This is a genomic window from Candidatus Dormiibacterota bacterium (assembly GCA_036495095.1).
GTDB lineage: Bacteria > Chloroflexota > Dormibacteria > Aeolococcales > Aeolococcaceae > CF-96.
This window is the reverse complement of sequence record DASXNK010000210.1, coordinates 1-11,316: the sequence shown is the minus strand read 5'-3', so window position 1 is coordinate 11,316 and position 11,316 is coordinate 1. Positions and strand designations below refer to the sequence as shown.

The window sequence follows — 11,316 nt, the reverse complement described above, 5'->3', positions numbered from 1 at the left end:
GGGGTGCGGGTGCCCTTCTCGCCCCCGAGCAGCTCGATGGCGCGGTTGCTGATCACCTCGTTGGCGTTCATGTTGGTCGAGGTGCCGCTGCCGGTCTGGAAGACGTCGACCACGAAGCCGTCGTCGAGGTTGCCGTCGACGACGTCCTGGGCGGCGCGCACGATCGCCTCGGCGAGCCGCGGCTCGAGCAGCCCCAGGTCGGCGTTGGTCTGCGCCGCCGCCTGCTTGATCAGCCCCAGGGCGCGGATGAACCCGCGCGGCAGCCGCAGGTCGCTGATCGGGAAGTTGACCACCGCCCGCATCGTGTTGGCGCCGTAGTAGGCATCGACGGGCACCTCGAAGGCGCCCATCGAGTCGTGCTCGGTCCGGGTGTCCATGACGGTCCCGGATTCTACCGGCGAGGCTCCGCCTCGCCGCCTCAGGTCAGCGGCAGGGCCAGCTCGAACTCGGCGCCGCCGCCCTCGGGCAGGCGGGCGATGACCTCGCCGCGGTGGCGGTCGGCCACGGTGCGGACGATGAAGAGGCCGAGGCCGGTGCCGGCGATGCCCCGCTCGCGCTCGGCGGCGGAGCGGAAGTACTTGTCGAAGAGGCGGTCGATGTCGGCGGCGGGGAAGCCGGGGCCATGGTCGCGCACGGTGATGCGCGCGGTGCCGACGTCGCGGCGGGCGTGGATCTCCACGGTCCCGCCCTGGGGCGAGTGCTTCACCGCGTTCTCGATGAGGTTGGTGAGCGCCACCACCAGCCACTCGTCGTCGCCCCGGACCCGCAGCCCGTCCTCGAGCTCGACAACCGGCTGGACGGCGCCGAGCTGGATCTCGGTGGCGACCTCCTCGAGGGCGGCGCCGACCAGGGCGGCGACCTCGAGCTCGCGGAAGGCGGGGAGCTCGGCGGGGTCCTCGAGGCGGTTGACGGCGCTCAGCGCCTGCACCAGGCGGAGCATCGCCTCGGTGGCGCCGCAGAGCGCGGTCACCGCGGTCGCCGCCCGGTCGGGCAGCTCGCCCAGGGTGCCCGCGGAGAGCAGCTGTCCGTAGCTGCTCACGATCGTCAGGGGGCGGCGGAGCTCGTGGAGGGTGACGCCGATCGGGGTGGTCCCGAACGGGTCGACCGGCGTGGCCGGCACCGCCGGGGCGCCGGTCCGCGGCTCGATCCCGGCGGTGACCGCCCGGGCGGCGAGGCGGCGGCCCACCGCGGCGAAGGCGGCGGCGGTCGCGCTCACGTCGGGCGCCACGCCGTTGCGGCCCCCGTCGAGGGCGAGGACGGAGCGGCGGAGCGCCTCGAGGGCGCTGAGCACCACGTCGAGGCGGCCGGGCAGCCCGGCGCGCTCGGCGCCGTCGACCCCGGTGATCGCCGCCAGCGGCTCGATCCGCCCGGTGGCGGCGGCGGCGACGGCCTCGACGAAGCGGTCGGCCTCGGCGGCGGGCACCGTGGGCGCGATCCGTCCCTCCGCCGTCAGCTCGGCCGGCCAGGCCCGTGCCAGGTCGGCCAGCCGCTCGCGCAGGAGCGCGGAGAGTCGTGTTCCCAGATCGGCCTCCGTCGCGGCCGCGTGCGCAGTCATCCCGGGGCAGTGTAAAGGAGGCCCGCCGCCGTCTCCGCGATGTTGCGACATCGTGTCGCGCAACCCGTGTCAAGGTGGCAGGACTGCAAACGTACGTTCGCCGCCGAGCCCCGTCTGGAGAGATTCCAGGTCGGCCTATACTCACCCACCTCTCACCCGCGGCGGAGGAGCGACCGATGAGCGAGCAGCGCCCGGCGACCACCACGGTCGCCGGAATCCCCCGGGGGCGGGTTCCGGAGCGGGTGGTCCACGCCAGGGGCGGCGCCGCCCACGGCCACTTCGAGGTGACCGACGACGTCACCCAGTGGACCAGGGCGGCCTTCCTCGGCCAGGTGGGCAGGAGGACGCCGGTGTTCCTGCGCTTCGCCGGCGTCGCCGGCGACCTCGGCTCGGCCGACTCCCAGCGCGACCCGCGCGGCTTCGCGATCAAGTTCTACACCGAGGACGGCAACTACGACCTGGTGGGGAACAACACCCCGGTCTTCTTCATCCGCGACCCCCGGAGGTTCTCCGACTTCGTCCACTCGCAGAAGCGCCGCGCCGACACCAACCTGCGCGACCACAACCTGCAGTGGGACTTCTGGACCCTGACCCCGGAGTCGGCGCACCAGGTCACCCTGCTGATGACCGACCGGGGCACGCCGCGCAGCTGGCGCACCATGAACGGCTACGGCAGCCACACCTTCATGTGGGTCAACGGGGGCGGCGAACGCTTCTGGATCAAGTACACGTTCACCACCGACCAGGGCATCGACAACCTCACCGACGCCGAGGCCGGAGCGATGGCGTCGGAGGACCCCGACCATCACATCCGCGACCTGTACACCAGCATCCTGAACGGAAGCCCGCCATCCTGGACGATGTACGTGCAGGTGATGAACTTCGACGACGCCCCCGGCTACCGGTTCAACCCGTTCGACCTCACCAAGGTCTGGCCGCACGGCGACCACCCGCTGATCAGGGTCGGCCGGCTGGTGCTCGACCGCAACCCCGAGAACTACGTCGCCGAGGTGGAGCAGGCCGCGTTCGAGCCCGCGAACATGGTGCCGGGCATCGGCCCCAGCCCGGACAGGATGCTCCAGGGCCGGCTCTTCAGCTACCCCGACACCCATCGCTACCGGATCGGCGCCAACTACCTGCAGCTCCCCATCAACCGTCCGCTGAACCAGGTGCACAGCGGGTACGGCGCCGAGCCGAGCTACGAGATCGGCGGAGAGATGGTGCGCGCCGCCTCGCTGCTCCACGCCGAGGACGACGACGTCGTCCAGCCCCGCGCGCTGTGGGAGAGGGTGCTCTCCCCGGTCGACCGCGAGCACCTGATCGGCAACATCGCCGGCCACATGAGCAGGGGCCTCACCCCGGAGATGACCACCCGGGTGATCGCCTACTGGACCGCCGTCCACCCCGACCTGGGCGCGGGCGTCGCCCGCGCGGTGAACCGGGCTCCCCAGCCGGTGGGCAGCTCGGCGGGCAGCTAGCCCTCGGGCCGGCCCCGGAACGGCTCACGGAAGGCGGTCTGCTCGGCGACGAAGACGAGGTCGATGTCGCGCACCGGGCCGTTGCGGTTCTTGGCGACGATCAGCTCGGTGACGGAGCGGTCGACCTCCTGGTCGTGCATCCCCTTGCGGTAGAGGAAGAGCACGATGTCGGCGTCCTGCTCGATCGAGCCGGAGTCGCGCAGGTCGCTGAGCTGGGGCTTGCGGTCGGTGCGGCGCTCGGACTCGCGGGAGAGCTGGGAGAGCGCGAGCACCGGGGTCTTGAGCTCCTTGGCGATCGACTTCAGCCCCGAGGAGATGTCCGACACCTCCTGGACGCGCGACTCCTGGCGGCCGCCGCGCATCAGCTGGAGGTAGTCGACCACGATCAGCCTGATGCCGTACTGCGCCTTCATCCGGCGGGCCCGGCTGCGCAGCGCGTTGATCGAGAGCGCCGGGGTGTCGTCGATGTAGAGGTCGGCCTGGGTGAGCCGGTCCATCGCCTGGGCGATCCGCGAGAAGACCGCGGCGTCGGCCTGCCCGGTCTTGAGCAGGAAGGAGTCGACCTTGGCCTCGCTGCAGAGCAGCCGCTGCACCAGCGACTCCTTCGACATCTCGAGGGAGAAGATGCAGGTGGGCTGCTTGGCGAGCACCGAGGCGTTGCGGGCGACGTTGAGCGCGAAGGCGGTCTTGCCCACCGAGGGACGGGCGGCGAGGATGATCAGCTCGCTCGGCTGCAGCCCCTGGGTGACCTGGTCGAGCTCGCTGAAGTTGGTCGGCACCCCGGTGACGAACTGGCGCTTGCCGAGCAGGGTCTCGAGCTGGGTCCAGGTGTCCTTGAGCACCGGGGCGACGTGGGTGGCCTCGGTGACCCGGCGCTGGTCGGCGAGCCCGTAGACCCGCTGCTCGGCACGGTCGACCGCCTCGATGGCGCTCAGCGACTCGTCGAAGCCGAGCGTCGCCAGGTCGCCCCCGGCGGTGATCAGCCGGCGCTTGAGCGCCAGCTCGTAGACGATGTCGGCCCAGTGCTGGATGCTCGCGGCGGTGAAGACGCTGGCGCTCAGCTCGGCGAGGTACTCGACCCCGCCGGCCTGGCCGAGCGCCCCGTTCCGCTCCAGCTGCGAGCGCAGCATCAGCGGGTCGATGGGCTGACCCTGGTCGGCGAGGATGAGCGAGGCACGGTAGATGTGGCCGTGCCGCTCCGAGTAGAAGTCCTCGGGGACGAGCCGGTCGCGCACCATCGACACCGCGTTGGGGTCGAGCATCAGCGCCCCCAGCACCGAGACCTCGGCCTCGTGGTCGTGGGGGAGCGTCCTCCCGACCGGCGGCGTCGAGGTGATCACCACCCCCCCTCCGCCGGCACCCCCGGATGGGGCGGGGGGGTCACTTGGCGGCGACGACCACGCGCAGGGTCGCCGTCACCTCGGCGTGGAGGTTGAGGGTGACCTCGTGGGGGCCGAGCGAGCGGATCGGGGGCTCGACCTCGATCTTCCGCTTGTCGACGTCGATGCCCGCCTCGCGCTTGAGCTGCTGCGCGATGTCGGCGTTGGTCACCGAGCCGAAGAGGCGCCCGCCCTCGCCGGCCTTGGCGTAGAGGGTGACCGTGATCCGGCGCAGCCGGTTCTCGATCTCGCGGGCGTCGGTGAGCGCCTTCTCGGCCCTGCGCCGCGTCGCCTCCTCGCGCTGGCGGATCTGCTCGACGACCTTGTCGTCGGCGACCACGGCGAGATGCTTGGGGAAGAGGTAGTTGCGAGCGAACCCCGGGGACACCTCCTTGACGTCGCCGGGCTTTGCAGTTCCCGTCACTTCCTGCAGGAACAGAACCTTCAACGTGTCACTCCGGAGGTCCGCTGATCGGCGGGGGTTGAGCTGGTGGTGTCGGTCTCCCAGGACCAGCGCTGTCGCGAGAACCCGGGGTCGCCGGCGGCGGCGGCGGGCAGGCCGGGACCGCCCGCGTCGGTGTCGGTGTCGTCGTCGGGGTGGAGGCGGTCGATCGGCAGCCGTCTGCTGAGGGCGACGGCGAATCGCCTGCCCTGCTCGACGTCCCGGTCGAAGCGGCTCTCGCGCCGGCGGATCGCGGCCTCGTGCTCGGCGACCAACGCGTCGGGGGCGGCGCCGATGAAGAGGCGGCTGGCGAGCAGGCCGAGGGCGAGGATGTCCATCTCCCCCACCACCGGGATCCACGCCGGGAGGTTGATGTAGGGGGTGACGATGATCCCCAGCGCCGCGCCCATGGCCGCCTTGTTGCGCACCGGGACCCGCGGGTCGAGCCAGAGGCAGTAGGCCAGCTTGAGGTTGCGGGGGAGGTCGAGCAGGAGGCGCTTCAGAAAGCGCGCGCGGCCGAGCATGGGGGGCATATGGTACTCACCCGGGTCGTCGAGACTGTGCGGTCAGCTCACCTCGAGCAGCTCGGAGTGGTCGCGGAGCCAGGCCTCGGCGGCGGCGGCGTCGCCGGGGGGGATCTCGCCCTCCAGCACGGCCTCGATCAGCGCCCGCTGCACCCGGCCCACCCAGGGCCCGCCGCCGCGGCCGCCCAGCCGCATGATCGTCCGGCCGTCGAGGGGCGGTCCCATCCGCGAGAGCCCGCCGTCCTGGTCGAGCCGCTCCATGCGCTCGCCGAGCTCGTCGATCGCCACCGTGTCCGGGTAGGAGGAGGCGCGGGTGTCGGCCCGGGCGACGTCGAGCAGCCGCCCTCGCAGCGGCCCGGCGGCGCGGATCAGGCGGCGCACCGCGGCGTCGCCGTGGGTGTCGTGCTGGTACTGGATGGGGCGGAGGTGGAGCCGCACCAGGGTGGCCACGTCGCGGATCTCGTCGCCGCTGAAGCGCAGGTCGGTGAGGATCCTCTCGGCCATCTCCGCGCCCACCTGGGGATGGTCGTGGAAGGTGTGGCGGCCGTCCTCGGCGATCGCGTGGGTGGGCGGCTTGCCGACGTCGTGGAGGAGCACGGCCAGCCGGGTGACCAGGTCCTCCCTTGGGGCCAGGTCGAGGGCGTGCATGGTGTGGTCGTAGACGTCGTAGCAGTGGAACCCGCTCTGCTCCACCCCCACCATCGCCTCCAGGTCGGGGAGCACCTGGGCGAGCAGGCCGCCCTCGCGGAGCACCTCGATGCCGGCACGGGCGTGGGGTGAGGTGAGCAGCCGGGAGAGCTCGTCGCGGATCCGCTCGGCGCTGAGGATGCGGGCTCGGGGGGCCTGCTCGCGGATCGCCTCCAGCACCCCCTCGGCGAGCCCGAAGCCGAGCTGGGCGACGAACCGGGCGCCGCGGAACATCCGCAGCGGGTCCTCGTCGAAGGTGTCGGAGGGGTCGAGGGGGGTGCGGAGGACCCCGGCGTGGAGGTCGGCGAGCCCGCGCCCGGTGAGGTCGAGCACCCGGCCGGAGAAGTCCTGGCAGAGGGCGTTGACGGTGAAGTCGCGGCGCCGGATGTCCTCCTCCAGGGTGCCGGGCTCGACGCCGGGCTTCCGCGACTCCGGGTCGTACCGCTCCCGGCGGGCGCGCACCCCCTCGACGATGAAGCCGTCACCGCGCACCTGCACCGTGCCGAAGCGCTCGAACTGTTGTGGCCGGCTCCAGCCGAAACGCTCGGCCAGCCGGCCGAGCAGGTCGACGGCGCCGTCGCCGACGACGAGCAGGTCGATGTCCTTGCTGACCCCGCGGCCGAGCAGGCGATCGCGCACGAACCCGCCCACCAGGTAGGCCTCCACCCCGAGCTCGGCGGCGGCGGTGCGCAGCCCGTCGAGCACCTCCTCGGTGTCGACCGCCGGTCGCACCACCCGCAGCTCAGCCACCGGCCAGCACCTCTCCGAGGCTCACCCCGGGCGCGCCGGCGGTGCGCTGCAGCAGCACCAGGGCGAGCACCGCGGCGGCGGCGGCGCAGAGGGCGGCGCCGACGAACACGGCGTGGAGCTCGTCGACCACCGCCGCGGTCGCCAGCAGGTCGTAGGCGGGGCAGTGCGCCGGGGTCTGCGGGCACAGGCGGATCGGCGAGGGGAGCTGGGCGGAGGCGGCGTAGAAGCGGCGCAGCCCCACCGCGGTCAGCGCCGCCAGGCCGACCAGCATCCCCACCATCCGCGCCACCACCACCAGCGCCGAGACCAGGCCGTGGAGCGAATCACGCACCGCCCCCAGCACCGCCGCGTTGACCGGGGCGATGGCCAGCCCGAAGCCCAGGCCGCAGAGGGCGAGCTCGACGTCGGCGCCGCCGAACGGCGCGTGCCACCCCAGCAGCACCGCGTGCTCGCCGAGGGTGCCCGCGGTCCAGCCGCCGAGGAGCAGGAGCATCGCCGCGCTCAGCAGCATCCCGCAGCCGGCCGTGACCCGGTGGGAGAGCCGCTCGCAGACCAGGCCGCCGAGCACCGCGCCCACCGGCACCGCGGCCAGGAAGCGCAGCAGCACCAGCGCCGCCTGCACCTGCGAGTCGTGGAAGCGGGTCGCCCGGGCGAAGATCGGCACGTCGATGAGCACCGCCATCAGCGCGGCGCCGGCGCAGAGGTTCACCAGCAGGGCGCCGTGGGCGGCGCGGGGGCGCAGCGCGGCGAGCGGCACCAGCGGGTCGTCGCGGCGCAGCTCGACGAGGAGGAAGAGCACCCCGGCGACGGCGGCGGCGGCGAGCAGGCCGGGGGCGGCGTCGCCGACCACCTGGCGGCTGGGGTCGGCGCCCGCGAAGGCGACGATCACGCAGCCGAGCACCGCGGCGAGCAGCAGCGCCCCGGGCCAGTCGGCGGCGCGGAGCATCGCCGGGGTGCGGCGCAGCGGGAGCAGCGGCCGGACCCCCCACGGGGCGGCCAGCTCCCAGGCGGCGAGGGCGGCGAGCAGGCCGGCGGCGGCGAGCGCCAGCGGGGTGGTGAGGGCGCTGGCGCCGAGCAGCGGGGAGTAGAGCTGTCCGAGGGTGTCGCTGCCGGTCAGCACGTCGGGCTGGAGCAGGGCGAGCAGGGCGGCGGCGGCGGCGCCGGCGAGGAGCGCGCCGCCGGCGAGGTCGACCCGGCCGGTGCCCCGCGCCGCGCGGCGCCGGGCCACCTCGCTCCAGGGCGGGCGGAAGCCGGCGGCGAGGACGACGGCCACCGGCAGGTTCACCCAGAAGATGGTCCGCCAGCCGCTCACCGCCACGATCGCGGCGCCGTAGAGCGGGCCGATCACGCTGCCGAGCTCCTGGACCGCACCCACCACCCCGAGGGGCACGCCGCGGTGCTGCGGGGGCCAGGTGTCGGCGACCAGCGCCAGGGTCACCGGCACCAGCCCGCCGCCGCCCAGGCCCTGCAGGGTGCGCCCCGCCACCACCGCCCCGAGGCCGTGGGCGCTGGCGGTCACCGCCGAGCCGAGGGCGAAGACGGCGAGGCAGCCGAGCAGCACCGGCCGCCGGCCGTAGAGGTCGGAGAGCCGGCCCAGCAGGGGCAGCACCACGACGTAGCCGCAGAGGAAGCCGCTGACGATCGGCGCCGCCTGCTGGAGCTGGTCGAGGCTGAGTCCGACGTCGCGCATGATGCTGGGCAGGGCGAGCACCACCACGTAGGTGTCGGCGGCGGCGAGCAGCACCGCCGCGCCGGCCACCGCCAGCCGCCGCACCCCGCCGGGGACGGCGGCCACCCCGGCCGCCGGCGCGGCCGTCCCCCCCGTCAGCGCCTCAGTGGGGAGGAGGGGTGATCTGGACGGTCTCGCCATACCTGTCCAGTATCAGCGTGTAGGTGCTCGACTGGTGGGCGTCGAAGAAGGGGCCGGTGAGCACCACCCGGCGCACCTGGTGGCTCCCCGGCACCAGCCCGATGCGGCCCTGCACGTCCTTCGAGGCGTCGGCGCTGGTGAGCAGGTCGGCCACCGGCTTCCCCGGCAGGGTCACCTTCACCTCGTCGAGCTCCTCGCCGTTGAGACGGTCGCGGCCGTCGGCGCTCGCGTCCTTCGCGTCGGTGAGCAGCGAGCTCAGCCCGGCCTGGGGGTCGAGCAGCCTCCCGGGGTCGCCGAAGCCGTACTTGGTGGGGTCGGTGGCCTCGTAGCCGGTGGTGAAGGGCAGCTTGACGTAGAAGGTGCCGCCCGACGAGACCACGCCGAGCCGCAGCGGCAGCCCGTTGAAGACCACCTGCAGGCTGCCCTGCACCGCGTTGGGCCGCTGGGCGTCGCCCTCGCCGGCGGTGATGAACGTGCCCGCCCCGCCGCTGGGGACGTCCCTGGCGGCGAGGGTGAAGTGGAGCGCGCCGGCGGCGTCGACCGCCGCCTTCCCCTGCCGCAGCATCGCGGTGGCGTCGACGCCACCGGAGCCCGGCGAGCTGCCGCAGGCGACGCCGGCGAGGGCGAGCGCGAGGCCCAGCAGCGGTCGGGTGCGCATCCTCATCAGGGCTCGGGAGTATAGAGAGCGGCTCGGTATACTCCGCGGACGTGACCGATCAGCCGACGCCTGCCGCGGTGTTCGGAGAAGCAACGGGGACGCCGGTGCCGGTCGGCACCGTCCTGCTCGCACTCGGCGACAGCATCGCCGCAGGGATCGGGGCCTCCCATGTCAGCTCCGGGTGCATGAGCGTGCTCGGCGACGCGCTCCGGGCCCGCTGGGGCGGCCTTGCGCTGGTCAACCTCGCCATCCCGGGCGAGTCCAGCGCCTCGATGCTCCTCCCCAGCGGCCAGCTCGAGCGCGCCGAGGAGCTGATCGCCACGGTGGCGCGGAGCGGCGGCCGGGTGAGCCCGCTGGCGCTCTGCATCGGCGGCAACGACATCATGGAGGCGGCGCTGCTCGGCGACGGGGAGGCGCGCCGGCAGTTCCAGGCCAACCTCGGGGTGATCCTCTCCCGGCTCGACGCCGCGCTCCGGGCCACCGGCTCGTCGCTGGTCGAGGTGGGCTGCATCCAGACCGTGTACATGCCCTTCGAGCCCGATGTCGTCGAGGGGGGCAACCACGGCGCCGAGGCGCACCGCATGGCCCCTCGACGGTCCACCGGCGGCGGCTTCAACAGGATCATCCGCGACGCCGCCGCGGTCCGCCGCCTCCGCCTCATCGAGGTGAGCGGCCGCTTCCGGGGGCGCTGCGGCGAGCTCACCTGGGTGCGCAGCGGCGACATCCACCCCACCGACGGCGGCCACGCCCTGATCGCCGGCTTCTATCTCGAGGCCTGCGTCCCCGAGTAGCCCGGCCCGCAGCCCCCCTACCATGGGGCGCGTCAGCGCCCAGAGGATGAGAGGACACGCGGTGCCGGCGCCGGAGCCCCATCTCGCCATCGACGCGGTCTTCCGGATCGAGTCGCCCCGGCTCATCGCCGGCCTGGCGCGGATGGTGCGCGACGTCGCCGTCGCTGAGGAACTCGCCCAGGACGCCTTCGTCGCCGCCCTGGAGCAGTGGCCGGAGTCCGGCGTCCCGGTCAACCCGGGCGCCTGGCTCATGGCCACGGCGAAGCACCGCGCCATCGACCTGCTCCGCCGCCGCGAGCGGCTCGATCGCAAGCACCAGGAGATCGGCCGCGAGCTCGACACCGGCGCCGGGGGGGACGGCGGCGACGACCTGCTGACCCTGATGCTGATCTCCTGCCACCCGGTGCTGGCCACCGAGGCGCGGGTGGCGCTCACCCTCCGCCTGGTCGGCGGACTCACCACCGAGGAGATCGCGCGCGCCTTCCTGGTCCCGCGGTCGACGGTGGCCCAGCGGATCGTCCGCGCGAAGCGGACCCTCGCCGAGGCGCGGGTCCCCTTCGAGGTGCCCGCGGGGCCCGAGCTCGCCGCCCGGCTGGCGCCGGTGCTCGAGGTGATCTACCTCGTCTTCAACGAGGGCTACTCGGCGACGGCCGGCGACGACTGGATGCGACCCGCGCTCTGCGAGGACGCGCTCCGCCTCGCCCGCATCCTCGCAGGGCTGATGCCGGTGGAGCCGGAGGTCCACGGCCTGGTCGCGCTGCTGGAGATCCAGGCGTCGCGCTCACGCGCCCGGGTGGGGCCCACCGGGGAGCCGATCCTCCTCCTCGACCAGGACCGCGGCCGCTGGAACCGGCTCCTCATCCGCCGGGGGATGGCGGCGCTGGCCCGGGCCCAGCGGCTGGGGGGCGCGCTCGGCCCCTACGCGCTCCAGGCCGCCATCGCCGCCTGCCACGCCCGGGCGCGCACCCCCGCGGAGACCGACTGGGAGGGCATCGCCGCGCTCTACGACGCCCTCGCCCAGCTCGCCCCGTCGCCGGTCGTGGAGCTCAACCGCGGGGTCGCGGTGGCGATGGCCGTCGGTCCCGCGGCCGGCCTCGAGATCGTCGACGGGCTGGCCGCCGAGCCGTCCCTCCGGGCGTACCACCTGCTGCCCGCGGTGCGCGGTGACCTGCTCGCCCGGCT

At 73.9% G+C, this 11,316-nt stretch carries 11 protein-coding genes; 3 read left to right on the top strand and 8 right to left on the bottom strand.

Annotation, left to right across the window (positions count from 1 at the left end; genetic code table 11):
• Both VGL20_21770 and VGL20_21765 read right to left on the bottom strand, forming a co-directional pair.
• The coding region (locus VGL20_21770; GenBank protein HEY2706320.1) for a lyase family protein at positions 1-377 on the bottom strand (377 nt) is incomplete at its 3' end.
• Positions 378-418: 41 nt separating this feature from the next.
• Positions 419-1,555, bottom strand: coding sequence for a HAMP domain-containing sensor histidine kinase (locus tag VGL20_21765; protein ID HEY2706319.1), 1,137 nt, complete (start codon positions 1,553-1,555; stop codon positions 419-421).
• A gap of 176 nt (positions 1,556-1,731) precedes the next feature.
• On the opposite strand from VGL20_21765, the gene VGL20_21760 reads away from it, so the two are divergent.
• Positions 1,732-3,033: a catalase gene (locus VGL20_21760; GenBank protein ID HEY2706318.1), complete on the top strand. Its 1,302-nt coding sequence runs from the start codon at positions 1,732-1,734 to the stop codon at positions 3,031-3,033.
• Here the strand turns inward: VGL20_21760 and dnaB are convergent.
• The 6 genes from dnaB to VGL20_21730 are packed head-to-tail and all read right to left on the bottom strand — an operon-like array spanning position 3,030 to position 9,343.
• Complete coding sequence (dnaB, locus tag VGL20_21755) at positions 3,030-4,373, bottom strand: replicative DNA helicase (protein HEY2706317.1); 1,344 nt, start codon at positions 4,371-4,373, stop codon at positions 3,030-3,032. The two genes, VGL20_21760 and dnaB, sit on opposite strands and share 4 nt — an antisense overlap.
• A 40-nt stretch (positions 4,374-4,413) precedes the next feature.
• Positions 4,414-4,860 carry a 50S ribosomal protein L9 gene (gene rplI / locus VGL20_21750; protein ID HEY2706316.1) on the bottom strand — a complete coding sequence of 149 codons (447 nt, stop codon included), beginning with the start codon at positions 4,858-4,860 and terminating at the stop codon, positions 4,414-4,416.
• Positions 4,857-5,378, bottom strand: a complete 522-nt coding sequence (locus tag VGL20_21745; GenBank protein ID HEY2706315.1) for a hypothetical protein — start codon at positions 5,376-5,378, stop codon at positions 4,857-4,859. The genes rplI and VGL20_21745 overlap by 4 nt, the downstream gene beginning before the upstream one ends.
• 42 nt (positions 5,379-5,420) lie before the next feature.
• Positions 5,421-6,815: an HD domain-containing protein gene (locus VGL20_21740; protein ID HEY2706314.1), complete on the bottom strand. Its 1,395-nt coding sequence runs from the start codon at positions 6,813-6,815 to the stop codon at positions 5,421-5,423.
• Positions 6,808-8,685 (bottom strand): MFS transporter, encoded by a 1,878-nt coding sequence (locus tag VGL20_21735; GenBank protein ID HEY2706313.1) that lies wholly within the window; start codon positions 8,683-8,685, stop codon positions 6,808-6,810. The genes VGL20_21740 and VGL20_21735 overlap by 8 nt, the downstream gene beginning before the upstream one ends.
• A complete protein-coding gene (locus VGL20_21730; protein ID HEY2706312.1) occupies positions 8,648-9,343 on the bottom strand; it encodes an LppX_LprAFG lipoprotein in 696 nt (231 codons plus the stop codon). Before VGL20_21730 ends, VGL20_21735 begins: the two co-directional genes overlap by 38 nt.
• Before the next feature lie 50 nt (positions 9,344-9,393).
• Between VGL20_21730 and VGL20_21725 the strand changes: the two genes are divergently transcribed.
• Positions 9,394-10,134 carry an SGNH/GDSL hydrolase family protein gene (locus VGL20_21725; GenBank protein ID HEY2706311.1) on the top strand — a complete coding sequence of 247 codons (741 nt, stop codon included), beginning with the start codon at positions 9,394-9,396 and terminating at the stop codon, positions 10,132-10,134.
• 46 nt (positions 10,135-10,180) lie between these two features.
• Positions 10,181-11,316 (top strand): DUF6596 domain-containing protein (locus tag VGL20_21720; GenBank protein HEY2706310.1); only part of this gene is annotated, 1,136 nt, incomplete at its 3' end.

Coding starts and splice junctions, on each gene's coding strand:
- VGL20_21765 (HEY2706319.1), bottom strand. CDS start 1,555: ATGACTGCGCACGCGGCCGCGACGGAGGCCGATCTGGGAACACGACTC.
- VGL20_21760 (HEY2706318.1), top strand. CDS start 1,732: ATGAGCGAGCAGCGCCCGGCGACCACCACGGTCGCCGGAATCCCCCGG.
- VGL20_21745 (HEY2706315.1), bottom strand. CDS start 5,378: ATGCTCGGCCGCGCGCGCTTTCTGAAGCGCCTCCTGCTCGACCTCCCC.
- VGL20_21735 (HEY2706313.1), bottom strand. CDS start 8,685: ATGGCGAGACCGTCCAGATCACCCCTCCTCCCCACTGAGGCGCTGACG.
- VGL20_21730 (HEY2706312.1), bottom strand. CDS start 9,343: ATGCGCACCCGACCGCTGCTGGGCCTCGCGCTCGCCCTCGCCGGCGTC.